Annotated in this window: 23 protein-coding genes and 1 tRNA gene; 7 read left to right on the top strand and 17 right to left on the bottom strand. The window is 72.2% G+C overall.

Translation table 11 applies throughout. The annotated features are described in order from the left end of the window. Positions 1–142 precede the first annotated feature (142 nt). The 7 genes from ACFRU2_RS02980 to ACFRU2_RS02950 form a co-directional block, all read right to left on the bottom strand. Positions 143–1,189 (bottom strand): glycosyltransferase family 2 protein, encoded by a 1,047-nt coding sequence (locus ACFRU2_RS02980; protein WP_382966905.1) that lies wholly within the window; start codon positions 1,187–1,189, stop codon positions 143–145. Next, positions 1,186–4,485 carry a DUF4082 domain-containing protein gene (locus ACFRU2_RS02975; RefSeq protein WP_382966903.1) on the bottom strand — a complete coding sequence of 1,100 codons (3,300 nt, stop codon included), beginning with the start codon at positions 4,483–4,485 and terminating at the stop codon, positions 1,186–1,188. Before ACFRU2_RS02975 ends, ACFRU2_RS02980 begins: the two co-directional genes overlap by 4 nt. 44 nt (positions 4,486–4,529) lie before the next feature. Further along, on the bottom strand, positions 4,530–5,645 hold the full coding sequence (locus tag ACFRU2_RS02970) for a DegT/DnrJ/EryC1/StrS family aminotransferase (RefSeq protein WP_382966901.1): 1,116 nt from the start codon (positions 5,643–5,645) through the stop codon (positions 4,530–4,532). Next, the gene (locus tag ACFRU2_RS02965) at positions 5,642–6,430 is read right to left on the bottom strand and encodes a NeuD/PglB/VioB family sugar acetyltransferase (RefSeq protein ID WP_382966899.1); all 789 of its coding nucleotides are present in this window, start codon (positions 6,428–6,430) and stop codon (positions 5,642–5,644) included. Before ACFRU2_RS02965 ends, ACFRU2_RS02970 begins: the two co-directional genes overlap by 4 nt. After that, positions 6,427–7,593, bottom strand: a complete 1,167-nt coding sequence (locus tag ACFRU2_RS02960; RefSeq protein ID WP_382966897.1) for a DegT/DnrJ/EryC1/StrS family aminotransferase — start codon at positions 7,591–7,593, stop codon at positions 6,427–6,429. Before ACFRU2_RS02960 ends, ACFRU2_RS02965 begins: the two co-directional genes overlap by 4 nt. After that, positions 7,590–8,600, bottom strand: a complete 1,011-nt coding sequence (locus ACFRU2_RS02955) for an NAD-dependent epimerase/dehydratase family protein (RefSeq protein ID WP_382966895.1) — start codon at positions 8,598–8,600, stop codon at positions 7,590–7,592. Before ACFRU2_RS02955 ends, ACFRU2_RS02960 begins: the two co-directional genes overlap by 4 nt. Positions 8,601–8,689: 89 nt before the next feature. Then, positions 8,690–9,796 (bottom strand): Gfo/Idh/MocA family protein, encoded by a 1,107-nt coding sequence (locus ACFRU2_RS02950; RefSeq protein ID WP_382966893.1) that lies wholly within the window; start codon positions 9,794–9,796, stop codon positions 8,690–8,692. A gap of 417 nt (positions 9,797–10,213) precedes the next feature. On the opposite strand from ACFRU2_RS02950, the gene ACFRU2_RS02945 reads away from it, so the two are divergent. The 4 genes from ACFRU2_RS02945 to ACFRU2_RS02930 all read left to right on the top strand — a co-directional run bounded on the left by ACFRU2_RS02945 (position 10,214) and on the right by ACFRU2_RS02930 (position 14,003). Beyond that, positions 10,214–11,080 (top strand): glycosyltransferase, encoded by an 867-nt coding sequence (locus ACFRU2_RS02945; RefSeq protein ID WP_382966891.1) that lies wholly within the window; start codon positions 10,214–10,216, stop codon positions 11,078–11,080. Between the two features lie 127 nt (positions 11,081–11,207). Then, positions 11,208–12,572, top strand: coding sequence for an MFS transporter (locus tag ACFRU2_RS02940; RefSeq protein ID WP_382966889.1), 1,365 nt, complete (start codon positions 11,208–11,210; stop codon positions 12,570–12,572). Then, on the top strand, positions 12,569–13,582 hold the full coding sequence (locus ACFRU2_RS02935; RefSeq protein ID WP_382966887.1) for a TolB-like translocation protein: 1,014 nt from the start codon (positions 12,569–12,571) through the stop codon (positions 13,580–13,582). The genes ACFRU2_RS02940 and ACFRU2_RS02935 overlap by 4 nt, the downstream gene beginning before the upstream one ends. An 82-nt stretch (positions 13,583–13,664) precedes the next feature. Continuing rightward, positions 13,665–14,003, top strand: coding sequence for a hypothetical protein (locus tag ACFRU2_RS02930; protein ID WP_382966885.1), 339 nt, complete (start codon positions 13,665–13,667; stop codon positions 14,001–14,003). A gap of 120 nt (positions 14,004–14,123) precedes the next feature. Here ACFRU2_RS02930 and ACFRU2_RS02925 read toward each other — a convergent pair whose 3' ends face one another. The 3 genes from ACFRU2_RS02925 to ACFRU2_RS02915 all read right to left on the bottom strand — a co-directional run bounded on the left by ACFRU2_RS02925 (position 14,124) and on the right by ACFRU2_RS02915 (position 16,618). After that, positions 14,124–14,432 carry an SCO5918 family protein gene (locus ACFRU2_RS02925; RefSeq protein ID WP_382966883.1) on the bottom strand — a complete coding sequence of 103 codons (309 nt, stop codon included), beginning with the start codon at positions 14,430–14,432 and terminating at the stop codon, positions 14,124–14,126. 62 nt (positions 14,433–14,494) lie between these two features. Continuing rightward, complete coding sequence (locus tag ACFRU2_RS02920) at positions 14,495–16,063, bottom strand: DEAD/DEAH box helicase (protein WP_382966881.1); 1,569 nt, start codon at positions 16,061–16,063, stop codon at positions 14,495–14,497. 351 nt (positions 16,064–16,414) lie between these two features. Continuing rightward, complete coding sequence (locus tag ACFRU2_RS02915; RefSeq protein WP_053678014.1) at positions 16,415–16,618, bottom strand: cold-shock protein; 204 nt, start codon at positions 16,616–16,618, stop codon at positions 16,415–16,417. Between the two features lie 337 nt (positions 16,619–16,955). On the opposite strand from ACFRU2_RS02915, the gene ACFRU2_RS02910 reads away from it, so the two are divergent. Beyond that, positions 16,956–17,032, top strand: a tRNA-Met gene (locus ACFRU2_RS02910). Positions 17,033–17,123: 91 nt separating this feature from the next. Here the strand turns inward: ACFRU2_RS02910 and ACFRU2_RS02905 are convergent. The 4 genes from ACFRU2_RS02905 to ACFRU2_RS02890 form a co-directional block, all read right to left on the bottom strand. Then, positions 17,124–17,888 carry an SDR family NAD(P)-dependent oxidoreductase gene (locus tag ACFRU2_RS02905; RefSeq protein WP_382966879.1) on the bottom strand — a complete coding sequence of 255 codons (765 nt, stop codon included), beginning with the start codon at positions 17,886–17,888 and terminating at the stop codon, positions 17,124–17,126. Between the two features lie 55 nt (positions 17,889–17,943). Further along, positions 17,944–19,323: an MFS transporter gene (locus ACFRU2_RS02900; protein ID WP_382966877.1), complete on the bottom strand. Its 1,380-nt coding sequence runs from the start codon at positions 19,321–19,323 to the stop codon at positions 17,944–17,946. A gap of 95 nt (positions 19,324–19,418) precedes the next feature. Continuing rightward, positions 19,419–20,003: a TetR/AcrR family transcriptional regulator gene (locus ACFRU2_RS02895; protein ID WP_382966875.1), complete on the bottom strand. Its 585-nt coding sequence runs from the start codon at positions 20,001–20,003 to the stop codon at positions 19,419–19,421. Between the two features lie 54 nt (positions 20,004–20,057). Beyond that, positions 20,058–20,357 (bottom strand): hypothetical protein, encoded by a 300-nt coding sequence (locus tag ACFRU2_RS02890; protein WP_382966873.1) that lies wholly within the window; start codon positions 20,355–20,357, stop codon positions 20,058–20,060. A gap of 383 nt (positions 20,358–20,740) precedes the next feature. Between ACFRU2_RS02890 and ACFRU2_RS02885 the strand changes: the two genes are divergently transcribed. Next, entirely contained in the window at positions 20,741–22,306 is a 1,566-nt protein-coding gene (locus tag ACFRU2_RS02885; protein WP_382966871.1) for an oleate hydratase, read from the top strand. 50 nt (positions 22,307–22,356) lie between these two features. Then, the gene (locus ACFRU2_RS02880; RefSeq protein WP_382966869.1) at positions 22,357–22,842 is read left to right on the top strand and encodes a peroxiredoxin family protein; all 486 of its coding nucleotides are present in this window, start codon (positions 22,357–22,359) and stop codon (positions 22,840–22,842) included. Between the two features lie 61 nt (positions 22,843–22,903). Here the strand turns inward: ACFRU2_RS02880 and ACFRU2_RS02875 are convergent, their stop codons facing one another. From ACFRU2_RS02875 to ACFRU2_RS02865, 3 genes are all read right to left on the bottom strand, one after another. Then, positions 22,904–23,104 (bottom strand): hypothetical protein, encoded by a 201-nt coding sequence (locus ACFRU2_RS02875; RefSeq protein ID WP_382966867.1) that lies wholly within the window; start codon positions 23,102–23,104, stop codon positions 22,904–22,906. 415 nt (positions 23,105–23,519) lie between these two features. Continuing rightward, positions 23,520–24,437 carry a MurR/RpiR family transcriptional regulator gene (locus ACFRU2_RS02870; RefSeq protein ID WP_250745767.1) on the bottom strand — a complete coding sequence of 306 codons (918 nt, stop codon included), beginning with the start codon at positions 24,435–24,437 and terminating at the stop codon, positions 23,520–23,522. A gap of 143 nt (positions 24,438–24,580) precedes the next feature. Then, positions 24,581–25,882 (bottom strand): M14 family zinc carboxypeptidase, encoded by a 1,302-nt coding sequence (locus ACFRU2_RS02865; protein ID WP_382967822.1) that lies wholly within the window; start codon positions 25,880–25,882, stop codon positions 24,581–24,583. Positions 25,883–25,955 lie beyond the last annotated feature (73 nt).

The following is a 25,955-nucleotide window of genomic DNA, read 5'->3' as shown; positions in this document are numbered from 1 at the left end:
GTGCGGCCGCACACGCGTAGTTGGGAGAAGAAAAGGGGGGGGGGGGGGGTGGGATTTTTGGGGGGGGTGCGGGGGGATCGATTAAGGAGACGTTCCCCCCCGCCCCCCAACGCCCCCGGTTCGGGGCGGTGGTGCGGTGTCATCAGATTCCTCGGCGCTTCCAGGACTGCCACCAGAGCCATTCGCGTCCCCGGTCGGCGACGGCCGAGAGCACGAGCGGCTGGAGGTACGGCATCACACGGGCCCCGATCCGCCGGCGCCGGCGCAGCGCCCCGTACTCCGCGAGCGCGGTGTACCGGGGCAGGCACTCGGCGGCGAAGGCCTCCAGCTCCTCGACCGGGACCACCGCGGTGCGTCCGCGGTCGTAGGCCCGGTAGGCGCGCCGCAGGGCGTACCGGGCGAGCCGGGTGCGGGCCGCGGTCGACAGCCGGCCCGCCTCCGGGAGCAGGTCGCCGCACTTCTCCAGCACCGAGTCGAAGGCGACGAGGCGCTGGCGCAGGTCGTCGAGCTGCCCACCGAAGTCCGTGGTGGACATGTTGTTGCCGTGGACCCGGTAGAAGGCCTGGTCGGCGCCGCGGACGTAGCCCACGTCGGCGTGGGCCGCGAGCCGCATCCACATCTCGATGTCACCGGCGTGCGGAAGCTCCGGGTCGTAGCCCCCGACCTTGCGCTGGAGGCTGGTGCGCACGACCACCTCGGGTGAGGTGATGCACCCGGTGCCCTCCCGGAAGCGCCGCTCCAGCCACCACCGCCCGGGATAGACCACCGAACCGGTGGACCGGGTGCGGGCCGCCGGCAGCGGCCCGCCGTGCTGGAACCGCAGCGGCCTGCCGTAGGCGAAGCCGGCTTCCGGATGGGCGTCGAGCAGGGCCGCGGCGCGCACCAGGGCGCCGGGGACCAGCCGGTCGTCGGCGGAGAGCAGGGCGACGTAGTCCCCGTCCGCCCACTCGAGCAGGCCCTCGTTGTAGGTGGCGATGTGGCCCTGGTTCTTCTCGTGGACCCGGACCTCGATCCGCGGGTCGGCCGCCGCGAGGGCGCGTGCGACCTCCGCGGAGTCGTCGGGGGAGGCGTCGTCGATGATCAGTACCCGTACGTCGACGCCTTCCTGTTCGTCCAGGACGCTCTTGACGCAGTCGGCCAGGAAGTGGCCGTACTTGTAGCAGGGGATCACCACGCTGACGGTGCTCACTGGCCGGACACCTCCGTGGATCCCTCCGTGAGCGGGGCGGGGGCCGTGGTGGTGAAGACCGGGCCGACCCAGTAGTTCACCGATCCGAAGGTGTTGTTCGGGAAGACCGTGGCCGCCCCGTACTTGTAGAGGCCGTTGCCGGTACCCGCGCCGCCGCCGTCGGCCGGGGCCACGAGCGGGTAGGAGCGGTGCGCGGCGCCGAAGTAGCCGCCGTCCACGGAGTACTTGCCGTTCGGGGCGTGGTACGAGGCCACGTACGAGGTGTTCGCGGTGATGGCCACCGGGGTCGCGAAGTGCAGCTGTTGCCAGCCGGACAGGGTTTCGCTGCCGAAGGTTCCGGTGGCCAGGAGGGTGCCATCGGCGGACCAGAGGCTGCCGGTGTGCGTGCCGGTGTTCCCGGGGCCCTTGTAGAAGGTGACGCCGGTGACGTAGCCGCCCACCGTGGACTGGAAACGGGTGCCCAGTTCCACGGAGTTGGTGTCGTCGTTGACGTTGGCGGTGGTCGGGGTGGCGTTCGGGCCCCACAGGGTGCAGGGGCAGTTCACCGCCGGCGGGCTCGTGCTGGTGGTGAAGGTCCAGGTGACCGGGGCGGCCATGGCGTTGCCCCAGAGGTCGGCGACCTGGACCGAGGCCGTGTAGGTGGTGTTCAGCGCCAGTTCGGTGGACGGGGTGAAGGTTGCGCTGTTGGAGACGTCGAGCACCTTGCTGCCGGGGACGGTGGCGCCGCCGGGGTCCTTGACGGTGAACACCAGGGTGTCGGCGTCCACGGCCGAGTTGAAGGTGGCCTTCACCGTGGCGGTGATCGCGGTGCCGGTCGCCGCGGACTGCGGGGTGGTCGAGGTGACGGTCGGGGGCGTCGTGCTCGCGGTGGCGGTGTCCAGGACCGCGTCCACCCAGTAGTTGCTGCCGGAGGCGGCGGTGGACGGGAACCCGCCCGTGCCGCTGTAGCGGTAGACGCCGTTGCCGCCGTCGGTGCCGCTCTTCAGTGCGGTGAGGGGGGCCAGCCCGGCGTCGGACGAGGCGAAGGTGGTGTCGAAGGAATACCCGCCGTTGGGGGCGAAGTAGGAGGCGACGTAGGTGGTGTTGGCCTTGACCGGGATCGGCGAGGAGAAGTTGAGCTGCTGCCAGCCCGACGCCGTCTCGTTGGTGAAGGTGCCCGTGGCCAGGCGCTGGCCGGTGCTGCTCCAGAGGCTGCCCGTGTGGGTGCCGGTGTTGGCCGGGGACTTGTAGAAGCGGACGCCCGTGATCGAACCGGGCACGGAGGAGCGGATCTTCACGCCGAGTTCCACGGCGCTGCCGTCACCGGCGTTGACGGTGCCCGGCACGGCCGCGGCGGGCCAGACGGTGCAGGGGCACTGCTGCGGTCCCACGGTCAGCGGCACGGTGGTGGTGGCGCCGATGTTGACGCTGTCGTCCACCGCGCGGACCTTGATCTGCGCGGAACCCGGGGTGGTCGGGGTCCACTTGTAGCTCCAGGACGCGACGCCGGTGGTGGCCTTCCAGGTGGTTCCGCCGTCGGTGGAGACCTCCACGCGGGCCACGACTCCGCCGCCGCTGTCGGAGGCGGTGCCCGTGATGGTCACGGGCCGCAGGGCGGGCACGGTGGCGTTCGCAGCGGGGCTGGTCACGGTGATGACCGGGCCGGTGTGGTCGGCGGAGGCGGTGGCCACGACCAGGTTGCTCTGCAGGGACTTGGGCTGGACCCCCATGTCGGCGAAGACGTTCACCGTCGCCTGCTGCATCCGCTTGTCCTCGGTGACCACCGCGTCGTCCGGATTGCCGGTCGGCATGTTGGTCAGGCCCCAGGACCACTGCACGGTGCCGGAGCCGAAGACCAGGGCGCCCGAGGTCTGGTCCCGGAAGGCGACCAGGCTGTGCGTCGCGGTCCCGTTGCCGTACGTGTTCCCGTAGTCGAGGCGGTACTTGCCGTCGTTGATGTCCACCGTGGTGGACGACATCGCGATCTGCCCGGCCGGGCGCGCCGCGTCCTCCACGTCGCTGTCCCACTCGTAGCCGAGCGTGCCGACGGGGAAGGTGGCGGTCTGGGAGGGGGTCAGGTTCGCGACGGTGGTGTTGCGCCACAGCCGCATCTTGGCGTACGCGCCGGGGACGGTGATCGCGTCGCTGCGGTAGCCGTTCACGGTGAACAGCGAGCCGGTGAGCTGGTTCTGCGGCTGGTAGGGACGGCCGTTCGTGGCGCTGGCCGGGTCCATGAAGGTGCCCGTCCAGACCCCGCTCGGGTCCGGGATGCCGTTGGGCTGCGGGAAGGAGAGCTTGGTCTCCTTGTAGCAGACCAGGGTCCGGTTGGCCGTGTTGGCCCCGTCGATGCTGGGGGCCAGGCGGGTCTTCCAGAAGATCTCGTTGCCTGCGAAGTAGGTCTGGTGCTGGCCCGCGCGGCGGGCGTTCAGGGCGTTGGTGAACTGCTCCTGGGTCCAGTACTCGTCGTGGCCCGAGGACATGAAGACCTTGTGGTTCTGCAGCTGGGCCGCGCCCCTGGTCGACATGTCGATGCCGGACATGTAGCTGACGTCGTACCCGTTGCGCTCCAGCCAGGCGACCATCTGGTACTCGGATCCGTAGATCCCGTTCTCGCCGCCGATGTCCATCGGACGGTTGTAACTGACCTCGTAGGCGCGGCCGTCGGGGGCGGGGCCGCCGCCGTCGTAGAGGTCCTGGCCGCCGTAGTTGTTGTACGCCTGCCAGGTCTGGTCGCTGGTCTGCACGACGATGTCGGAGTGACTGGCGTCGTTGCGGACCACGAACGGGTAGGGCATGACCCCGTTGCCGTCCGCCTGGTCGAAGTTGGCTATGTAGAGGCCGGAGACGGCGTCGGAGGGCACCGTCCAGGTCGAGGTGACCGGCCAGTTGCCGCAGTCGACGAGGCCGGTGGAGGCCTTCTTGGTGCAGGCCGCCGGGTTGCCGCCCTGGGGGAAGTTGGCCGGGTACGTCTGGGCGGCCTGGGCCGCGGTGGACATCAGGCGGGCCCCGTCACCCCCGTAGTGGCCGAGCCGGTAGACCGACACCTTGTAGGCCGTCGGCGACTGGACCTTGAACTGCAGGGTCTCGCCCGCCTGCACGCTCTCCTTGGCCGGGAAGCCCTTGATGTCGCCGTAGGCGCTGGGTGCGAACCAGTCGGACATCGGTGTGCCCGCCTTCGAGTTCTCACACACGATCGCGTTGGAGCCGGGGCCGCACGGGTCCGCCGCGACCGCCACCGATGGCGGCAGCGCCGCCGCCATCAGGGCTGCCACCACGGTGAAGAGCCCGTACCGCAGCAGCCTTGTCCGTCTGTTCATCCGAACCTCATTTGGGAGTGCCTGGGGTGATGCGACGCCTGGCGTCAGCGCAGCGCTGCTGAGAGCGCGTCCACGACCCGCTGCTGTTGGGCGGCGGTGATCTGGGGGAAGAGCGGCAGGGAGAGCATCCGGTCGGCGGCCAGCTCTGCGTGCGGGAAGGCCCCGCGGCCGTGGCCGAGGTGGGCGAAGGCCGGGGTGAGGTGGACCGGGGCCGGATAGTGCACGCCGGCGCCGATGCCCTCCGCGTTGAGCTTGCCGACGACCGCGTCGCGGTCCGCGCCGCTGACCCGGATGACGTACAGGTGCCATACGTGGACGTTGCCCGGGGCCGTGACCGGCAGGGTGAGGCGTCCCGTGGCCGCCAGGTCTCCCAGCAGCCCGTCGTAGCGGGCGGCGGCGGCCCGGCGGGCCTCGTTCCCCTCGGCGAGCCGGGCCAGCTTGGCCCGCAGCACGACGGCCTGCAGACCGTCGAGCCTGCTGTTGAAACCGGCCACGTCGTGCCGGTACTTGGCGACGCCGCCGTGGTTGGCCAGCGCCCGGACCAGGTCGGCGGCCTCCTCGTCGTCGGTCACCACCGCGCCGGCGTCCCCGTAGGCGCCGAGGTTCTTGCCCGGGTAGAAGCTGGTCGCGGCGATCCCCCCGCTGCCGGGGGTACGGCCCTCCCGGGAGGCCCCCTGGCTCTGCGCGGCGTCCTCGACGAGCTTGGCGTACGAGGGCAGGCCCGCGGCGAGCGCGGAGGTGTCGGCACACTGCCCGTACAGGTGGACCGGGACCACCGCGCGGGTGGCCTTGGTGACCGCGTCCAGCGCGGCCTGCGGGTCGAGCAGCAGGGTGTCGGGGAGGCAGTCGGCCAGGACCGGCCGGGCGCCGATCCGGGCGACCGCGCCGGCGGTGGCGATGAACGTGTTCGCCGGGAGCACGACCTCGTCGCCGACGCCCACTCCGCTCGCCCGCAGGGCCAGTTCCAGGGCGTCGGTGCCGTTGGCCACGCCGACGCAGTGTCCGACCCCGGCGAAGTCCGCGTACTCGCGCTCGAAGGCCCGTACCTCCTCGCCGCCGATGAAGGCGGTGTCGGCCAGCACGCGGTCGAATCCCGCACGTAAGGCGTCCGCGACCTCGGCGTGCGCGGCCTTCAGGTCGACGAGCGGTATCTGGTTCATGCGGCTGTGCTCCCCATCCGTGTCTCCGGCCTCCGGCCGGTCTCCGACTCATCGGCCCGGAGCTCTTCGAGCGCCGGGCCCCCCGCCTCGCGCAACCGGCGGGCGGGGCTTCCGGCCCACACCTCGCCGGCCGGCACGTCGGCCAGGACCGTGCTTCCCATCCCGGTCAGCGACCAGGCGCCGACCTTCGTGTACTCCCTGACCAGTGCGCCGGCGCCCACATAGGCGCCGCGCCCCAGCCGTACCCCGCCGCCGAGGCGGACCCCGGAGGCCAGGGTCGCGAAGTCCCCGACCTCGTCGTCGTGGGTGAGGACCACGTGCGGCATGACCGCCACGTGGGCCCCGACCCGTACCGCGGCCGTCAGCACGCAGTGCGCGAGCAGGACCGTGCCCGGCCCGAGGACCGAGGAGCCGGAGAGCGCCGCGGTGGGGTGGACCACGACGGCGTACCGGCTCTCGGGCAGCGCGAGCCGCCGCACCAGGCGGGCCCGTACCCCGTAGTCGCGGGGGCTGCCGACGCAGACCACCACGCGGGCGTCCGGGCGTTCGTGCACCAGGGCGCTGCCGCCCAGGACGGGGACGCCGTCGACGTCCCGGCCGTGCAGGGCGGGGTCGTCGTCCAGGTGCCCGTCGAGCCGCCAGCGCGGGGCCCGGCCGGCCGCCAGGTCGGCGGCGGCCGCGTCCCTGACGGCCTGGGCCGTCTCCCGGGCGAACCCGCCCGCGCCGACGATCAGGAGGCTCTCCGTCGCCGCGGCCTCGGTGACGGGACCGTGCGGCCCGCTCATCCGCCGCCCGCCTGTTCGCGCAGCGCCGCCACCACCCGGTCCTGCTGCTCCTCGGTCATGGTGTGGAACAGCGGCAGGATCAGGGAGTCGCGGGTGATCCGTTCGGTCACGGGCAGCTCCACCGCACCGTGACCGGCGTACGCGGGCTCCAGGTGGGAGGCCATGATCCCGCGGCGGGCCGAGATTCCGGCCTCGGCCAGTGCCGCGAGCAGCTCGTCGCGGCCGACGGGGAAGTCCTCGGCCAGGAGCACCCAGTAGGACTGGAAGTTCCCCTCGCCGTGGGCGGGGTCCCGGATCGGGGTCAGGCCCGGGACCCCGGCGAGGAGCTGCTCGTACCGGGCGGCGAGGAACCGCCTGCGGGCCACGATCTCGTCCAGCTTGCCCAGTTGCACCAGGCCGACCGCGGCCTGGATGTCGGTCATCCGGTAGTTGTAGCCGACCTCGAGGTAGCTCTCGGCGATCGGCTTGCTGCTCGCGTGCCGCTGCGCCGCGGACACGTTCATGCCGTGCTCGCGCAGCCGGCGCAGCCGCTCCGCCCAGGCGGCGTCGTCCGTGGTCACCATGCCGCCCTCGCCGGTGGTGATCACCTTGCGGGGGTGGAAGGACCAGGCGGCCAGGAGGGCCCCCTGCCCGACCGGCTTCCCGCCGACGGTGGCGCCGATGCCGCAGGCGGCGTCCTCCACCAGGGCGAGGCCCCGGTCGGCGCAGGCGGCGCGCAGGGCGTGCACATCGGCCGGGACCCCGCCCTGGTGGACCGCGATCACGGCCTTGGTGCGCGGGGTGCGGACGGCGTCCACGGTGGCCGGGGTCAGGTTCCCGGTGGCTTCCTCGACGTCCGCGAACACCGGCTGCGCGCCGACGTAGCGGACCGCGTTGGCGGTGGCGATGAAGGACAGCGAGGGGACGACGACCTCGTCGCCCGGACCGAGGTCCAAGGCGATGAGCGAGAGGTGCAGGGCGGTGGTGCACGAGCTCACCGCGATGCCGTGCTCCGCACCCACCCGCTCGGCGAAGGCCCGTTCGAACTCCGCGACCCTGGGTCCCTGGGCCACCCAGCCCGACAGGACCGCGTCGGCGGCGGCCCGCGCCTCGTCCTCACCGAGCCACGGGACCATGACGGGGATGCGGGCGGGGGCGGCGGCGCCGGTGTCCTGGCTGTTCATCGGCCGGCCTCCGCAGACGCAGCGCCCTCGGCCTGCGCGGCCTCCGCGCGCTCGGCCCGCCACCAGTCGACCAGGTCCCGCAGCCCGCTGCGCAGGTCGATCTCGGCCGTGAAGCCGAGGCGCTCGGCGGCCTGCGAGGTGTCCGCGAGCCGGCGGGTGACCCCGTTCACGGCGCGGGCCGGTCCGTGCTCCGGCGTCAGGCCCTCGGCGCCCATGGCCTCCAGGAGGCCGTTCGCCAGCTCCAGCAGACTGGTCTCGGAGCCGCTCGCGACGTTGAACACCTCGTCGGTCAGGTCCGATTCGGCGGCCAGCAGGTTGGCCCTGGCGATGTCCCGGACGTCGACGAAGTCCATGGTCTGGGTTCCGTCGCCGAGGATCAGGGGCGGTTCGCCCGCGGCGATCCGCTCCATCCAGCGGATCAGCACCTCGGTGTAGAGCCCGTGGATGTCCATCCGGGGGCCGTACACGTTGAAGTAGCGCAGCGCGACGTAGTCCAGCCCGTACATGGCGTGGAAGCTGCGCAGCACGCCTTCGTTGAAGGCCTTCGCGGCCCCGTAGAAGGTGTCGTTGTTGTACGCGTGGTGGCGCTCGGTGGTCGGGAAGGATTCGGCCATCCCGTAGACCGAGGCCGAGGACGAGGCGATGACCTTGCCCACGCCGGCGGCCGCGGCGGCCTCCAGCACGTTGAAGGTCCCGTCGACCATCACCTCGTTGGCCAGCCGCGGTTCCTCGGCGCACTGGGTGATCCGGATCGCCGCCAGGTGGAAGACCAGGTCGGCGCCCTCGGTCGCCTTGCGCACGGCGGCTATGTCCCGGATGTCGCCCTCGACCAGGTCCACGACCCCGCTCGGCAGGGCGCGGGCCAGGTTGGCTGTGCGTCCCCGTACGAAGTTGTCGAGCACGACGATCTCGCGCGCCCCGTTGTCCACCAGCAGGTCCACCAGGTGCGAGCCGATCGTGCCCGCTCCGCCGGTGACCAGAATCCTCTTGCCTCGTACGCTGCTCAACGCCCTGCCCCTACTGAGTCGGTCATGGTTCTTTCCTGCCGGGCCCGGAGCGCCGTACGCGGCTGCACTCCGGGCTGCGTCGTCAACGCTCAACGTCCGGTGCGCAGTCCGACGACGGCGCCCTTGAACTCCAGGCTGCGGGAGGCCGCTTCGAGGATGTCGAGTACCTGGAGTCCCGCCCGGCCGTCGGTGAGCGGAGGCCGCCCCGTCCTGATCGACGCGGCGAACTCCTCGACCATGCTGCGCAGGGCCTCCTTCTCGCCGAGTGCGGGGGCCACCATGTCGCCGGTCCGGTAGGAGACGAGCATGTCGCGGCGCTCGTCCGCGCCGATCTCCTGCGGGGCCGTCAGGTCGACGCCCCGGTCGAAGACCGCCACCCGCTGCGTGGGGTTGAGGTCGTCCCACACCAGGGTGCGCTTGGAGCCGCCGACCATGGTGGTGCGGACCTTCACCGGGGACAGCCAGTTGACGTGGACGTGCGCGATGGCGCCGGTGTTGAGCTGGAGCGTCAGATAGGCCACGCAGGACTGGCCGGCGCCTATCGGGTCGGCCCCGTGCGCGGCGACGGCGACCGGGTGGACGTTCTCCGGGAGGATGAAGTCGAGCACCGAGAGGTCGTGCGGGGCCAGGTCCCACAGGACGTCGATGTCCTTCTGGACCAGCCCGAGGTTGATCCTGACCGAGTCCACGAACTGGATGTCGCCGAGTTCGCCGGAGCGGACCATGTCCCGGATGCGGGCCACCGCCGGGGTGTAGCAGTAGGTGTGGTCGCACATCAGGGTGAGGCCGCGTTCCTCGGCCTCCTTCACCAGCCGCAGCCCGTCCTCGTAGGTGGCGGCGAGCGGCTTCTCCACGAGGACGTGCTTGCCGGCGCGCAGGGCGGCCAGGGCGACGTCGAGGTGGGTGCCGGCCGGTGTGGCCACGGCGACGGCCTCGACCTCGGGGTCGGCCAGGACCGCCGCGTAGTCCGCGGTCGCCTGGACCGTGGAGTAGCCGCCGAGCACCTGCCGGGCCCGGTCGACGTTCAGATCACAGAGCCAGCGGAGCCTGAACTCCGGGCTGGACTGGAAGTTGCGGACGAGATTGGGGCCCCAGTAGCCCGCTCCGACGACGGCGACCCCTAACGGCTCGGTCCGTCCGGCACCCGCACCTGCGCCCGCGGCGTCCCGCCCGGCGTTCTTCGCGGTGTCCTTCACAGCGTTCCCTTTCCTTCCACGCACGCCCGCGGGCGTGTCGACGACCCAAGGCCGGGACGCGTGCGGAGGAAGGGGGTGCCGTCGAGGGCATGCCGGGCGCCTGTGCGACCCGCGCGTGACCCGCCGACGGTGATGGCCCCCACGACCGATGCCGTACGTGTTGCACGTACTTCCGCCCCCCGGCCGTCCGGCACCCCCGTGCCGGCCGGCCACGGACAGGCGGCCTGTTCCCCCAAGCCGCCGAACCCGTAAACCTGCCCCAACTACCCTGCGCCGACAGGATTGCAGCATGGACCTCGGCGTTGCCGAAGCACGCCGAATCCGGTCGGCTGCGTTCAATCTAGACCACGGGGAGTACCCCCGGGGAGAGTTGGAGGAAACGGTCGGTACGGGCGTTCGACCATGCATACTTCCGGGGTGACCAGCATCGTGATCCCGGCCCACAACGAGGGCCGGGTCATCGGCCGGCTCCTCGACGCGCTCCTGGACGGGCCCCCGGCCACCGGGCCCGACATCGTCGTGGTGTGCAACGGCTGTACGGACGACACCGCGGAGGTGGCCGCCGCGCGGGGCCCCCGCGTACGGGTGGTCGAGACGCCGATCCCCTCCAAACATCAGGCACTTCGGTTGGGCGACGAGCACGCGCACGGCTTCCCCCGGTTCTACGTGGATGCGGACGTGGTGGTCGGCGCAGCCGACGTACGGGCCCTGGCCGACGTCCTCGCCACCGACCCGGCCCTGCTCGCCGCGGCCCCCGGCCGGGACATTCCGCTCACCGGCTGCGCCTGGCCCGTCCGGGCGTACTACCGGGTCTGGCAGTTGCTGCCCGCGGTCCGCGAGGGGCTGTTCGGGCGCGGGGTCATCGCGGTGACCGAGCCGGGGCACGCCCGGCTCGCCGCCCTGCCGCCCCTGATGGCCGACGACCTGGCCGCCTCGCTGGCCTTCGCCCCGGGAGAGCGGCGGGTGGTGGAGACGGCCCGGGTCGTGGTCCTGCCGCCGCGCACCTGGGGGGATCTGATCAAACGCCGGGTCCGGGCGGCGACTTCATCCGCCGAGCTGGAGCGGTTCCAGGCCGCGCGGGCCTCCGGGCCGGCGGGGCCCCAGCCGTCCGCACGCACCGGTACGGGAGACCTGCGGGCACTGCTCCGGGCCCAGCCGCGGCTGCTCCCCGGGGTGTTGGTGTTCGTCGTCGCAGCCCTCGCGGCCCGCCGCGGTTCCCGCAAGGCCATCCGGAGCGGGGACTTCTCCACCTGGCTGCGCGACGAGAGCAGCCGGCAGGGCTGAGCGGCCGGCAGCGCCGATCGACCGAATAGCGCCGCACCCCGCCCAGTTGGCCCGTACAACCATTAGGGTGCCATTCGCACGTACGACTGGCTCACCGCTCAGCCGCCCGACCGGGAGTTCGAAAGACATGTACCTCGCGGACCGCTCCGCGCCCGAGGACGCGAAGACCACCGCCGACGGATCCCCCGTCCGCGGACCCGCGGTCGCCTCGGCCGTCCTCGCACTGGGCTCGGTCAGCCTGATCACCGACGTCTCCTCCGAGATGGTCACCGCGGTCCTGCCGCTCTACCTCGTCGCCGGACTGGGCCTGAGCCCGCTCGGCTTCGGCGCCCTCGACGGCCTGTACAACGGGGTCAGCGCGCTGGTGCAGCTGACCGGCGGCCACCTCGCCGACCGGATCCGCAACCACAAGCTGATCGCCGGCATCGGCTACGGCCTGTCCGCGGCGTGCAAACCACTGCTGCTGCTCGCCCACAGCCTCGGCCCGGTGGCGCTGATCCTGGCCCTGGAACGGACCGGCAAGGGGCTGCGCACCGCCCCGCGCGACGCGCTCATCTCCCTGTCCACACCACCCGAGTTGCAGGGCCGGGCCTTCGGCGTGCACCGCGCCATGGACACCACGGGGGCCCTGCTCGGGCCGCTCGCCGCGTTCTTCATCCTGAGCCTCACGGTCGACGGGTACGACGCCGTCTTCGGTGTCAGCACCTGCGTGGCCGCCCTGGGCGTCGTGGTGCTCATGCTGTTCGTCCCGTCCGGGGCGCAGCCGCGGCCCGGACGCCCGAAAGCAGCCGCTCCCCCGGTCCCGGCTCCGCGGAAGCCCTCCGCCCCCGGGGCCGCCTCCCCGAAGCCGGACGCGGTGAACCTGCGCGACGCGCTGGGCCTGCTGCGGCTGCCCCGGCTGCGCGCGCTGGCGGGCTGCGCCGCCCTGCTCGGGTTCACCACCGTCAGCGACGCCTTCCTGTACCTGCTGCTCCAGGACCGCACCGGCATCGGCGAGCGGTGGTTCCCACTGCTCCCCCTGGGCACCGCGGCCGTGTTCCTGCTGCTGGCCGTCCCGGCGGGCGCCCTCGCCGACCGCATCGGACGCCGCACCGTGTTCCTCACCGGGCACGCCCTCCTGCTGGCCGGTTACGGACTGCTCCTGTGGGCCCCCGGCCTGCCCGCGCTCCCCTACCTGGTCCTCGCCCTGCACGGCATGTTCTACGCCGCCACCGACGGGGTGCTGCCCGCGGCCGTCGCCGCGACCGTCCCCGCGAAGCTGCGGGCCACCGGCATCGCGCTCGTGGGCACCGGCCAGGCCCTGTCCCGCTTCGGCTGCTCGCTGGCCTTCGGCGCCGCGTGGACGGTCCTGGGCTCCGGCCCGGCGCTCGCCGCCGCCGCGGCCGGCCTGTGCTGCTGCGCGGCCGTCGCCGGCTTCGTACTCCGCCCCACGGCCCCGGACGGCGCCACCGCCCGGGCCCCGCACCCCCGACGCCCCCGAGGAACCCGATGACCCGCTCACGCCGGCTGCTCGTACTCGCCCTGGCCGTGCTGCTCCTCGGAGGCGTGGCCGGCGTACTGGTGGTGCGCGCCGCCTCCCGCTCCGAGCAGACCCGCGCGGGCGACCCGACGGCCGCCCCGGGCAAGGTCACGCTCGACCGGCGCGGCGGCCTGGCCTTCCTCAACGGCGCACAGGGCCCGCACCGCGGAGCCCTCGTCTCCGTACCGGACCGCTCACCGCAGGACGCACGGACCGCCTCGGGCCTCACCTGCCTGCGGTTCCACGCCGCGGCCGGCACCGGCGTGTGCCTGAGTTCCTCCCCGGGCGCCCTCGCCCAGGACAACCGGGCGCTGATCGTCGGCTCCGAACTGCGCACGCAGCGCGAGTTCCCGCTCGCGGGCACCCCCTCGCGAGCCCGGGTCTCCCCGAGCGGCCGGTTCGCCGCCTGGACGGTCTTCGTCTCCGGGGAGTCCTACGGCTCTGCGTTCTTCTCCACCCGGACCTCGATCGTGGACACCCGTACGGGGGCGCTCGAACCGGACCTGGAGAAGTTCGCCATCGAGCGGGACGGCCGCCCCTACAGCGCGAGCGACATCAACTTCTGGGGCGTCACCTTCTCCAAGGACGACGACACCTTCTACGCCACCCTCAACACGGACAACCAGACGTACCTGGTGAAGGGTTCCATCGCGCGGCGCAGCGTCACCACCCTCGCCTCGAACGTCGAATGCCCGTCCCTGTCCCCCGACGAGACCCGGGTCGCGTACAAGAAGCGGGTGCAGCGCGGAGCGTCCCTGTGGCGCGAACACGTGCTGGATCTGCGGACGTTGCGGGAGCAGCCGCTTGCGGAGAAGCGCAGCGTGGACGATCAGGCGCTCTGGCTCGACGACCGGACCCTGGCCTACGCCCTGCCCGCCGAGGGCTCCGTGGACACCACGGACCTCTGGACCGTCCCGGCGGACGGCACCGGGACCCCCCGCGTCCTGGCCCCGGCCGCCTCTTCGCCCACCCGGCTGGGCTGACGGGCTCCCCGCCCCCGCCCCGCGCTCCATCCCGCCGGTCCCGGAGGCGTGCCCGGGAGCCCGCAGAATCGTTGGGGCGGGCATGGGCACTCCACACGCCGCTCCACGCGCCGTCTCCCCGTCCCCGGCCCGGCACCGGGCACCCGACCGCGTCCCCGCCGCGTTGGCACGGGGCATTCCCCGGCAGCAGTCGGGCAGTCCCGCCCCCTCGGGCGGGGCGGTCGTCTTCGAGCAGCTCGCCCGCGAGTGGGAAGCCCGCGGAGCCACCGTTCCGGGCCGTCCCGACCCGCTGTGGGAGCGGCTGATCACCTACGCGCACTTCCAGCGCGAAACGGACGCCACGCTGCGCAGCCTGCGCCTGGACGGAGCCGAACCCCCGCCGGCCCCCGCCGCGGCGGGCCCGCGCTGGACCCGGGCGTGAGCCGGGCGTGAGCCGGGCCTGCCCCGGGCTGAGGCGGCGTGGCAGGGAAAGGCCCAGGGCCCCGGTCGGCTGTGGCCGGCCGGGGCCCTGGGCTCCGTACGCACTGTTCCTGCGGCCCCGCTACACGCCCGAGGGGGCGCCGAGCATGGCCGACGCCTGCTGGAGCGGCGTCAGGGCCGCAGCGGGCGCCGGGACTTCGAGCGGGCGGCAGGTGAAGCCCAGCGCCGTCAGGGCCCTGATCACCTCGGCGGCGGTGAAGTCGCGGCGGTCCTGGCGGGTGACCACGGCGCCCACCTGCTTCACGGGGTAGGAACGACGGCCTATGACCACGGAGTCACCGGTGATCGGTTCGGGCTTGACGCCCTTCATCGATTCGAGGACCCCGGCCTTGGTCAGTTCGAACGGAAAGCGGGCGATGACGAAGCGCATGCTGCCTCACAGGTAGAAGAGAACCGTCCGTGCCCGGTCCGGCAGGATCCGGGCGAGGTCGCCTAGGCCGCCGAGGTGGCCGGGGACTGGCGCTGCGGCCCCCGGGCGGTGGCGGAGGTCCTGCTGCGCCGGTCCTGTGCCGGCCGGCTGCGACGGCCGCGGGAGGCGCCGCCGGCGCCGCCCCTGGGCCGCTCGGTGACGGGGGCGGTGATGACGACCGGGACGCCGGACGGCGCCTGGGCGCCGGTGATCCGGCTCAGCTCTGCCTCGCCGGAGCGGACCTGCGCGGTCTGCGGGGTGATGCCCGCCGCCTGCATCAGACGGACCATGTCGCGGCGCTGGTTGGGCAGGACCAGGGTGACGACGCTGCCGGACTCACCGGCGCGGGCCGTACGGCCGCCGCGGTGCAGGTAGTCCTTGGGGTCGGTCGGCGGGTCCACGTTGACGACGAGGTCGAGGTTGTCGACGTGGATGCCGCGGGCCGCGACGTTCGTCGCCACGAGCACGCTGACGTGCCCGGACTTGAACTGCGTGAGCGTACGGGTGCGCTGGGGCTGCGACTTTCCGCCGTGCAGCGCCGCGGCGCGCACCCCGCTGCTCAGCAGGTGCTCGGTGAGCCTGTCCACGCCGTGCTTGGTGTCCAGGAACATGATCACGCGGCCCTCGCGGGCGGCGATCTCGGTCGTGGCGGCCTGCTTGTCGAAGTTCTGCACGTGCAGGACGTGGTGTTCCATCGTGGTGACGGCGCCCTGCGAGGGGTCGACGGAGTGCACCACGGGGTCGGTCAGGTAGCGGCGGACCAGCAGGTCGACGTTGCGGTCGAGGGTGGCGGAGAAGAGCATCCGCTGGCCCTCGGGGCGCACCTGGTCGAGCAGCGCGGTGACCTGGGGCATGAAGCCCATGTCCGCCATCTGGTCGGCCTCGTCCAGGACGGTGATCCCGACCTGGTTCAGCCGGCAGTCGCCCCGCTGGATGAGGTCCTTCAGACGGCCCGGAGTGGCGACGACCACTTCGGCACCGCCGCGCAGCGCGCCGGCCTGCCGGTGGATCGGCATACCGCCGACGACGGTGGCGATCCGCAGCTTCAGCGCACGGGCGTAGGGCGTGAGGGCCGCCGTGACCTGCTGGGCGAGTTCACGGGTGGGTACGAGGACCAGTGCGAGCGGCTGGCCCGGCTCGGCCTGCTGGCCGGCGGTGCGGGCCAGCAGGGCGAGCCCGAAGGCCAGGGTCTTGCCGGAGCCGGTACGGCCGCGCCCCAGGACGTCCCGGCCCGCGAGGCCGTTGGGCAGCGTGGCCGCCTGGATCGGGAACGGGGTGGTCATGCCCTCGCGGGTGAGCGTGGCGAGCAGCTGCGAGGGCATCGCCAGATCGGCGAACGCCTCGACGGCGGGCAGCGCGGGGACCACGGTGACCGGCAGGGCGAACTCGCCCTGCGGTGCGGCGGGACGGCGCCCGTAGCCGCCGCCACCCGAGCGCTTGGGAGCACCGGAGCGGCTGGGGGCGGAGGAGCCGAAGCGACTGCCGGAGCGGCTGCCGGAGCCGGAGGAGCCGCCGTAGGAGCCGTAGGAGCTGTTGGATCCACCCGTACGGGAGGACGAAGACCGGTCATTCATGCGGGTCGTGCGGTTCATGCAGAACCTTCCTCGATTCGGCGCACATCGAGGAGTTCTCGGCAGCGAAAATCTGGCCGCACGAGGATTCACAAGAATGAGCCGGAGCATAAAAAGATATGGACGGAGTCGAATCGAACTTCGCTCGATCAACCGGCCATGAAAGGATTATCACCCTATGTGTCGGCGAGATATGTGCCGCATGCGGGTGGGGAGCCGAGGAGTGCATCCATCGGCCGAACGGTGGGGCGCTGGGGGGTTTCCCCGCCGCGCCGCGCACGCGGGCCCAGACGGCCCGCAGATCCAAAAAACGCAACGAGCTGGGGCCCGCACCCAAGGTGCGGGCCCCAGCTACGCGGTTACGCGTGAACGTCAGGCGGTGACGATGTTCTCGGCGGTCGGGCCCTTCTGGCCCTGCGCGATGTCAAAGCTGACCTTCTGGCCTTCCTGAAGCTCACGGAAGCCCTGCGAGGCGATGTTCGAGTAGTGGGCGAACACGTCAGGACCGCCACCCTCCTGCTCGATGAAGCCAAAGCCCTTTTCCGCGTTGAACCACTTCACGGTGCCATTTGCCATGTTTTTTTACTCCTTCGGGGCACAGCCCAGAGATCCGCACTGTGCGAACCTCAAGTCGCCGATGATTGCCCAGCCCGGAAAACGCCGGAAATACAAGAGCACTCGCCCTGCTCCTGCGAGGGAGTGGGCGGAGCTGCTCAAAATTTTTGGGAACCACAACTGCAACTAAAACCACAGTAGCACGCCGGGGTCGGATCGGCGGGAAAATAAAATCCGCTCCTTCCGGCTGCGCGGAAAATTCTTGCCCGCCCGTACGGGTTTCTCCGCCCGGCCCGCCCGGATTTTCGGCGGTGGTCGGAGGCCCGCCCGGGATCCCGTACAGTGATGTTCACAACGACGCGGGGTGGAGCAGCTCGGTAGCTCGCTGGGCTCATAACCCAGAGGTCGCAGGTTCAAATCCTGTCCCCGCTACCAAAGGTTCGGCCCCCTTGACGCCCAGGCGTCAAGGGGGCCGAAGCCGTTTCCGGGCCGGTTCGCCCTACGGCGGGACCGGTTCTCGCGGCCGTCAGGCGGCGGCGCCGCCGTCGATCACCAGGTCGGTGCCGATCACGGAGGCGGCGTCCGGCGATGCCAGGTAGAGCACGGCCGCCGCGACCTCGGCGGTGGAGGACACCCGGCCCAGCGGTGATTCGTCCTGCATCCGGGCGGCACGGTCCGCTTCGTTCTCCCCCGGCCGGAGCGACATCGTGGTGGCGGTGGCTCCGGGGCTGACCGCGTTGATGCGGACCCCTTCGGCGATGTGGTCCAGGGCGGCGGCCCGGGTCAGGGCGGAGACGGCCGCCTTGGTGGTGAGGTAGCCGGCGACCCCGGGGATGCGGGTGTGTGCGCCGAGGTTCGAGGAGATGTTGACGATCGCCCCGCCGGCGGGCTGGTCGCGCATGGCGGCGACCTCGGCCTGGAGGCTGAGCAGGACGCCGGTGACGTTGATCTCCAGCATGGTGCGCCAGTCCTCCTCCGGGAGGTCCGCGACGGGACCGACGCCCCGCAGGACGCCCGCGTTGTTGACCGCGACGTCGAGGCTGCCGAAGTGTTCCACGGTACGGCGCACCATGGCCCGTACGTCCTCGGCGCGGGTCACGTCCGCGGTCACCGCGACGGCCCGGCCGCCCTCCTTCTCGATCAGCTCGACCGTCGCGTCGAGCGGAGCCCCGGTGCGGCCGGCCACGGCCACTGCGGCCCCCTCGGCGGCGAAGGCGAGGGCGATGGCCCGGCCGATGCCCGAGCCGGCACCCGTGACGAGGACGCTCTTGCCGGTGAAACGTGCGGACATGGTGGTGATTCCCCTACTCGGTTGTCTGTCGGTTGCTTGGTGCGGGTGTTGTCGGTTACTTGATGCGGGTGTTGAGGAAGGCTGCTGCGGCGAAGGCGACCGCGGTGGCGGCGAGGGAGACCGTGTCGGAGCCCAGGGAGAGCACGGCGGCGAAGACGACCGTCGGGCCGAGCTCCATCGCGGTGTTCATGACCCCGCCGGCGAGTCCCGCCTGGTGGGGCGCCACCCCGTCGGTGGCGAGGACCGCGGCCCCGGCGAAGGCGGCCGCCGCTCCGACGGGCAGCAGGAGCAGGCCGGGAAGGATGCCGTAGGCGTACGGGATCTGCGCGGCCAGGCCGGTGAGTGCGAGGAGCGCCAGTCCGGCCGCGGCAACCACGAGGCCTGCGGTGGTGACGCGGGGCGCCCCGTACCGGCCCACGAGGGGACCGGCCACCCGGCCCGCCACCAGGAGCGCCACCGCGAAGGGGAGGAACGCGGCCGAGGTCCGCAGCGCGGACCAGCCGAGTTCCTGCTGGAGGTGGAGCGAGAGGAGGACGAAGGTCAGCGCGGTGCCGGCGGCGGTGAGGCCGATGGCCGCGAGGGCGAGGCCCCGGCGCCGGTCACGGAGGAATCCGAGCGGGAGCAGGGGGTCACGGACCCGGCGCTCGACGAACGGGAAGGCCAGCAGGAGCGCGGCCGCGGCGACCAGGACGACCAGGACGTTCGTCGAGCCCCAGGACCGGACGTCGGTGAGGACGAATCCGTAGCTGGCGAGGCTGATCCCGGCGGTGGCCAGCAGGGCGCCCGGCAGGTCCAGGGACCGGCCCTCACCCTCCGGGGTGGCGGGCAGCAGCCGGGGAGCGAGGAGCAGTGCGGCGGCGGCCACGGCTACCGGGACGGCGAAGGACAACCGCCAGCTGCTCAGGGCCGAGATGACCCCGGAGAGCAGGTTCCCGGCGGTCGCACCGAGCACCGACAGCCCGCCCCAGGTGGCCATCGCCCGCCCGAACGCGGCGGGTTCGGGGAAGACCGCCCGCAGGACGGCCATGGCGGCCGGTGCGGTGAGCGCGGCGCCCACTCCCTGGGCGAAGCGGGCGGCGAGCAGGGTCCCGGCCCCCTGGGCGAAGGGTGCGGCGAGGGAGGCCACGGCGAAGAGGAGCAGTCCGGCGGTGAGCACCCGGCGCCCGCCGAACCGGTCGGTGAGGCGGCCTCCGAAGAGCAGCAGGCCGGCGAAGCTCAGTCCGTAGGCGGCGCTGAGGAGCAGCAAGTCATCGCGCCCCAGGGTGAATTCGCGGCCGATGGCGGGCAGCGGCACGATGAGCGAGGTGAGCGCGAAGATCAGTGTCATCTGCACGGTGCCGAGCAGCGCGAAGGCCGGGCCGGGCGCCGGGCGGGCCGCCCTGGATCCGGACGCGGTGAGCGTCTGCGTGGTGCGTGCGGTCTGCGTGACGGCCATTACTCCCCCTCATGATGTGAACTGGATCGTACATTCCAGAATGAAGCCTTAAAAGAACCTCCCCGAAGGGAGGTGCCAAACAGTCGTGCGTCCGGTCAGTCGAGCAGTGCCAGGGCCTGCTCCGCGGCGGCCAGCACCCGGGCCGGGTCCTGCGAGGCCTTGCCCACGACGCGCATGCCCTGCATGAGCACCAGCAGCATGCTGGCGAGCGTGCGCGGATCGCGGTCCGCCGGCAGCTCGCCCTGGGCCTGGGCCCGGGTCAGCGCCGACTGCAGCAGGGTCTCGATGTGGCTCCAGCTCGCTTCCACCCTGCGGGCAGCATCCGGGTCGTGCGCACCGAGCTCCGTGGCCGTGTTGGTCACGAAGCAGCCGTTCCGCCGCAGGTCACCGGTGCTCGACTCGGCGGCGAAGCGACGTACCACCGTGCGCACGGCCGGCAGCGCGGGCCCCGGCTGGGACAGTTCGCGCAGCAGGCTGGGGTCGCGGTACTCGCCGTAGCGGTCCAGCGCCTTCAGGTAGAGCTCGCGCTTGTTCCCGAAGGTGGCGTACATGCTGGCCCGCCCGATGCCGAGCTCCTCCACGAGGTCCGCCATCGACGTCGCCTCGTAGCCGCGCCGCCAGAACAGCTCCAGAGCCGACTGCAGCGCGGCGTCGGGATCGAATTCCTTGGTCCTGGCCACATCCCTTACCCTACGGATACTGGAACGGTCAGTCAAGTAATCCGTGCGGTTCGTTCAGATGACCCGGGTCTCCGCCGCCGGGTGGGCGCTCAGCTCCACCACTTCGACGCACCGCCGGAGCTTGGCCTGGGCGCGCGGCGAGTCCGCTGCGGGCACCACGATCTCGCACACGGCGAGCCCGCCGCCCTCGGCGGCCCTGAAGGACAGCGTCCTGACGGAGAGGTTGTTCAGGAGCGCGGAGATGCGGGTGAGGGCGTGGCCGCCGTCCCGGACGGTGATGGTCAGCGCGTGGCAGGCGGTGTCGCCGGTGCGCACGGCGTCGTCGACGGCGGGGAGAACATCGCTGCGGGTCATGAGAGGTGGGCTCCTGTCCTGGGGCGGAGGTGCGTGGTCCCGGAAAACAAGAAGACCCCTCGCGGATGCGAGAGGTCTGCGTGCGGGCGGTGGGCTGCTGGGGTGGTCTCAGTTCAGCTCCGGGCCGGCACGCCGGCGCTAATCTTCTGCTGGCGCATGCGGAAGAGTCTGGCACGCCGCCGCCGACATGTGACACCGCATCTCACGATGCGGATGGCCCGCGCCGCGACCGTCCGCGGGAAGCGCCCGCCGGCACGACACCCTTCGACACGGCACCCGCCCAATGGCGCACCCCGGTCGCGACCCGCCGTGGGGGGTGGTGGCCTGGGTGGGTGACCGTACGGCCGACCGGGGCCCGTGCGGCCAGGGCGAGGAGACACATCGTGGCCAAGGCCTATCTGGTGGGTGCCGGCATCGCTTCCCTGTCGGCAGCGGCGCTGCTGATCAGGGAGGGCGGGTTCGCGGGCTCGGACATCACGATCCTGGAGGCCCAGGGCCGCACCGGCGGGAGCCTGGACGCCGCGGGAGATCCCGAGAACGGCTACACCATGCGCGGCGGCCGGATGTTCGAGCTGCACTTCGAGTGCACCTACGACCTGCTGCGCTCCATCCCCTCACTGGACGCGCCGGGCACCTCGGTCACCGAGGACACCTTCGCCTTCCACGAGGACTTCGCCTGGAACGACAAGGCCCGCCTGGTCGACTCCGCCGGCCTGCGGGTCGACACCCGTTCCATGGGGTTCTCCGAGCGCGACCGGCTGGACCTGGTGGCGTGCGTGGCCTCCCCCGAGTCCCGGCTCGACGGCAAGCGCATCTCCGACTGCTTCACCCCCGCGTTCTTCACCACCAACTTCTGGTACATGTGGTGCACGACCTTCGCCTTCGAGCCCTGGCACTCGGCGATCGAGTTCCGGCGCTACCTCAACCGGTTCGTGCACCTCTTCAAGACCTTCGACACCATGTCGGGCATCTACCGCACCCGCTTCAACCAGTACGACTCGATCGTGCGCCCGCTCCAGAGCTGGCTGCGGAGCAAGGGCGTCGTGTTCACGATGAACACCACCGTGACCGACGTGGAGCTGGCCGACGGAGAGGCCACCACCGTCACCGCCCTGGCCTGTACGCGGGAGGGCTCGGCCGAGCGGATTCCCGTCGCCGCCGAGGACCTGGTGTTCGTCACCAACGGCTCGATGACCGCGAACTCGACCCTGGGTTCCACCGACACCCCCGCCGTCCTGGACACCTCCGCTCCGGACGCTTCGTGGCGCCTGTGGCAGACCCTGGCGGCCAAGCGCCCCCACCTGGGCGACCCTTCGGTGTTCGACTCCTCCGTCGCGGACTCCACCTGGGGCTCCTTCACCGTCACCACCCAGGACCCCACCTTCTTCAAGGCCATGGAGGAGTTCTCCGGCAGCGAGGCCGGCAAGGGCGGTCTGATCACCTTCAAGGACTCCGGCTGGCTGCTGACCATCGTCCTCAACCACCAGCCGCACTTCCACGAGCAGCCCGAGGGCACCTACGTCTGGTGGGGGTACGCCCTGTTCCCGGACAAGGCCGGCGACCACGTGGGCAAGACGATGGCGGAGTGCACGGGCCGCGAGATCCTCACCGAGGTGCTCGGACACCTGCGCCTGGAGCAGAGCGAGCAGATCCTGGAGTCCTCGGTCGTCGTTCCGGCCCTGATGCCCTACATCACCAGCCAGTTCCTGGTGCGCAAGGCCGGCGACCGGCCCGAGGTCGTCCCGGAGGGCTCCACCAACCTGGCCTTCATCGGCCAGTACGCCGAGGTCCCCGACGACGTCGTGTTCACCGTCGAGTACTCGGTGCGCACCGCGTGGACCGCCGTGGCCCGGCTGCTGCACCTGGACCGGCAGCCGCCGCCCGTCTACAAGGGCGGCCACGATCCCAAGGTGCTCCTCGAAGCCCTGCACACGATGCACCGCCGCTGAGCCGCGGTCGGGTACCGTACGCCCCTCGACAACAGAGAGGTGCGGCCATCGTGACCCGAATCCCGGACGTGGGCGATGTGGTGGGCGATTTCTCGCTCCCCGGCGGCCGGCTCAGCGAGGACGTGTTCGTCCGCGGGCAGTACGCGCTCGGCGAGCAGCGCGGGAACCCGGTCGTTCTCGCCTTCTACCCCGGCGACAACACCCCCGTCTGCACGACGCAGTTGTGCTCCTACTCCGACGGGCTGGAGGCGCTCTCCGCGTGCGGTGCCCAGGTGTGGGGCATCAGCCCGCAGGGCGTCGACAGCCACGAGGCCTTCGCCCGGGCCCGCGGCCTGCGGATGCCCCTGCTGGCCGACACCGACCGCGAGGTGGCCCGTGCCTTCGGCATCGCGGCTCCGGTGATCGGTCTGCGCCGGGCCGTCTTCGTCATCGCACCGGACGGCACCCTGCACTGGAAGCACGTCGGGACCCTGGGCATGGGGTTCCCTTCCGCGGACACCATCGCGGAGCAGCTCGTCGGCGTGGCCACCGGCTGACGCGCCGGGTCCCCGGCCGTCCGGCGGAGCGCCGGACGAGCGGGGACCCCTGAGCCAGTGCTCAGTTGTTGGATCCCACCGTGTTGTTGAGGCCCGCGTTGAACACGTCGTCGGCGGCGAACTGCAGCCAGTCGCCGAAGACGATGGTGTACGACTTCTCGGACGGGGCGTTGACGGTCACATCGGCAGCGGCGGCGGAGGCGCAGCCGAGGACGATGACACCGGCGGCGACGACGGCGAGAGCGGAGCGGACGGAACGCATGGATCCACCTTTCGAGGGGGGCTGTGGGCACCCTCGAACCTAAAGAGGCTCCGCCCGTCTGTCCCGTCACACCGCCGGGCGGGGCCGAGAGCAAGCCGATCGGCCGAACGTCCCGAACGCCGGTGGAGAAGGTACTGGGCGGCCTCGGCCCAGGGGTTGGCCGAGGCCGCAGAGGCGCTGCGGGATCCGAAAGCCGGACAGGAACACCTGACGTCACGTGAGGAGGAGAAACGTCACGTCGGGTGTCGGTTCTAGGACGGTGTGGGGACACCCTCCTTGGCATCTCGACGGATGACCGCGCCGCCATCAGTAAACATATATACCGCCGAGTAAGCAAGGGTATGAAAATATTCATGTGTAAGGGTGGTGTGAATATGGCACCTCAGACCCTTTTCGCAGCCCTTGCCGGTAGCCCTCAGAGGAAGAAGCCGTGCTGGTCCGCGGCCTGCTCGTAGCTTTCGAGCCGGGCCTGCGTCCGCTCCGGGTCCGCGTCCGCCATCGCCTGGAGCAGCGCCGCGGACAGGACCCCCGGCGCCGCGTAGGAGTCGAAGACCAGCCGCGAACCGGTACCGGCCGTCAGCGCCACGTCGGCCTCGTCCACCAGCGGTCCCAGCGTCCGGTCCGTGATCAGCGCGATCCGCAGCCCCGCCCCGCGGGCCACCCGCAGCGCCGCGAGGGTCTCCTTGGCGTGCCGGGGCATCGCGAAGGCCAGGACCCAGCTGCCACCCGCCGCCCGGGCCTGCAGCAGCGCGTCGGAGGCGACGCTGCCGCCACCGGTGACCAGGCGCACGTCGGGGTGGATCCGGCGGGCCGCGTACGCGAAGTACTCCGCCAGCGAGACGGAGATCCGCAGGCCCAGGACCGTGAGCGGCACCGACCGGGCCAGCTCGCGGCCGATGTCGAGCACCTGGTCGGTGTCGGCCAGCAGCTGGCGGACGGTGCGCAGGTTCTCGATCTCGGCGTCGACGGCCGCCTGCAGTTCGTTGCGCCGGGTCTGCTCGGGGCTGTCCGGGGTGCCGGCCACCGCGCTGAGCGCGATCGGCTGGAGCACGTCGCGCAGGGCCGGGTACCCGCTGAAACCGAGGGCCGCGGCGAAGCGGGTCACGGAGGGCTGACTCACCCCGGCCCGTTCCGCGAGCTCGGTGATCGAGAGGAACGCCGCCTCGGTGAGGTGGTCGACGAGGTACTGGGCGATCCGGCGCTGCCCCGGCGAGAGGGGATGCCCGTCGAACAGGGCCCGGACCCGGTCGGCCGGGGCCCGCTCGTGGTCGACCGCCTGCCCGCTCGGCGTGATCGCTGCCGCCTGTGCGCGCGCCTGCTGCCCCGATGACACCGGCGGTCCTCTCTTTCGTGCCGCTCCGTGATCCCAACATAGCTCACGGCATCCGGCTGACCAGCGCGCTTCCCCCCGCAGCCGGGCGTGCGCACGTCACCGGCGCCCACGGATGCGCGGCACCGGCCGTCACTGACGGAACATCAGCACCTCTGCACGGGCTGCCCTGTTGTGATCCGGTGCGGGGCCCGGCCGTCGAGGAGGAGCACCACGAGGGCCCGCAGGGGCCGGCTCAGCGGGACGAACGCACCACCACCGTCGGCGGGTACGGCCCGTACGCCGTGCAGGGCCAGGCGGTCGCCGGTCCCGGCGTACTGGGCCGGGGTGAGCCGGTAGCCGCAGGGCGGGTCGGCGAGGATCTCGCCGGCGGTCGCGGGGGCGTTGTCCGCACCGGCCAGCATGACCGGCCCCGGCACGCTCCCGGCGGCCCGGCGGCCCGCGTCCGAGGCGGCCGCGAGGGGGCCCGTACGCGTGGAGACGTAGGCGAACAGGCCGCGCAGGGCCGCGCGTTGGGAGTCGACCCGGCGGCGGTGGTTGAGGGACGCGTCGGCCCTCTCCGCGTCACCGGCCGCGCCCGCGGATGGTTCGATGCGGCTTTCGATCAGCAGCGCGACCGCGTGCTTCACGCCTGCCGTGTTGCGCAGGATCCGCTCCTGGCCGTCGCCCGCGGACTGCCCGACCGGGGCGCCGGTCACGGGGTCGGTGCGGATGCCGTAGGTCCCGGTGGAGTGGCCGGCCGCGCGGGCGGCCCCGCGTACGTACGCGGCGGACAGGAGGCGGGACTCCGCGTACACCGCCGGGTCGGTGTTGGAATTGCGCGGCCAGAGGTCGAAGAGGTCCTTGTCGTAGGTCCCCGGAGTCGACCGGTACTCGTGCAGGTCGTACACGAGGTGCGGCCGGTGGTCGCGCAGCACGGCGGCCATCGCCCGCGCCTCGGGCGAGGTCAGGGCCATGTGGTCGCGGTTGATGTCGGTGCCCGCGGCGTTGGTGCGGGTGCCGGCCGCCCGTCCGTCCGGGTTGGCCGTCGGGATCACGAGCAGGGTGACGGTCTCCAGGAGGCGCCGGGCCGCCGCGTCCCGGGCCTGGGCGAGGTCCCGTACGGTGCTCAGGCACGCCTCGCGCCCCGCCGGTTCGTCTCCGTGCTGGCTGCACACCAGCAGGACGGTGACCGGGCCCCGCCCCAGGCTCACCAGGCGCAGCGGACGGCCCCGCACGGTCGTCCCGATGGTCCGGACGGTCGTCCGGACGGCGGCGCCCTCGCCGTGCCGGGCGACCGCGTGGAGCAGGTCCCGCTCCTGGGACTCGGTGGTCCAGTGCGCTCCGTGCGTGGCCTCGAAGCCGGTAGGGGGCGCCCCTTCGGCCGCGCGCACCGGGCCGGGGGCCAGGGCCGTCGCGAGCACGGCCGTCAGGGTCGCGGCGAGCGCGGAGAGACCGCGTGCCGTCATCTTCTCGATCACTCCCCGGTTCTAGCGGGACCCGGACCCCGGCGGCAGGGATCCGCTCCCGAACTCACCCGGG

Origin of the sequence: Streptomyces sp. NPDC056883, from assembly GCF_042788835.1 — a bacterium.
Classification (GTDB): Bacteria; Actinomycetota; Actinomycetes; order Streptomycetales; family Streptomycetaceae; genus Streptomyces; species Streptomyces stoeckheimensis.
The sequence above is the reverse complement of the archived record's forward strand: the minus strand, read 5'-3'. Positions and strand labels throughout refer to the sequence as shown.

Excerpts from the sequence above, each read along its gene's own strand:
- ACFRU2_RS02975 (WP_382966903.1), bottom strand. The coding sequence starts at position 4,485 with ATGAACAGACGGACAAGGCTGCTGCGGTACGGGCTCTTCACCGTGGTG.
- ACFRU2_RS02970 (WP_382966901.1), bottom strand. The coding sequence starts at position 5,645 with ATGAACCAGATACCGCTCGTCGACCTGAAGGCCGCGCACGCCGAGGTC.
- ACFRU2_RS02965 (WP_382966899.1), bottom strand. The coding sequence starts at position 6,430 with ATGAGCGGGCCGCACGGTCCCGTCACCGAGGCCGCGGCGACGGAGAGC.
- ACFRU2_RS02960 (WP_382966897.1), bottom strand. The coding sequence starts at position 7,593 with ATGAACAGCCAGGACACCGGCGCCGCCGCCCCCGCCCGCATCCCCGTC.
- ACFRU2_RS02940 (WP_382966889.1), top strand. The coding sequence starts at position 11,208 with ATGTACCTCGCGGACCGCTCCGCGCCCGAGGACGCGAAGACCACCGCC.
- ACFRU2_RS02935 (WP_382966887.1), top strand. The coding sequence starts at position 12,569 with ATGACCCGCTCACGCCGGCTGCTCGTACTCGCCCTGGCCGTGCTGCTC.
- ACFRU2_RS02930 (WP_382966885.1), top strand. The coding sequence starts at position 13,665 with ATGGGCACTCCACACGCCGCTCCACGCGCCGTCTCCCCGTCCCCGGCC.
- ACFRU2_RS02925 (WP_382966883.1), bottom strand. The coding sequence starts at position 14,432 with ATGCGCTTCGTCATCGCCCGCTTTCCGTTCGAACTGACCAAGGCCGGG.
- ACFRU2_RS02920 (WP_382966881.1), bottom strand. The coding sequence starts at position 16,063 with ATGAACCGCACGACCCGCATGAATGACCGGTCTTCGTCCTCCCGTACG.
- ACFRU2_RS02915 (WP_053678014.1), bottom strand. The coding sequence starts at position 16,618 with ATGGCAAATGGCACCGTGAAGTGGTTCAACGCGGAAAAGGGCTTTGGC.
- ACFRU2_RS02905 (WP_382966879.1), bottom strand. The coding sequence starts at position 17,888 with ATGTCCGCACGTTTCACCGGCAAGAGCGTCCTCGTCACGGGTGCCGGC.
- ACFRU2_RS02900 (WP_382966877.1), bottom strand. The coding sequence starts at position 19,323 with ATGGCCGTCACGCAGACCGCACGCACCACGCAGACGCTCACCGCGTCC.
- ACFRU2_RS02890 (WP_382966873.1), bottom strand. The coding sequence starts at position 20,357 with ATGACCCGCAGCGATGTTCTCCCCGCCGTCGACGACGCCGTGCGCACC.
- ACFRU2_RS02875 (WP_382966867.1), bottom strand. The coding sequence starts at position 23,104 with ATGCGTTCCGTCCGCTCCGCTCTCGCCGTCGTCGCCGCCGGTGTCATC.
- ACFRU2_RS02865 (WP_382967822.1), bottom strand. The coding sequence starts at position 25,882 with ATGACGGCACGCGGTCTCTCCGCGCTCGCCGCGACCCTGACGGCCGTG.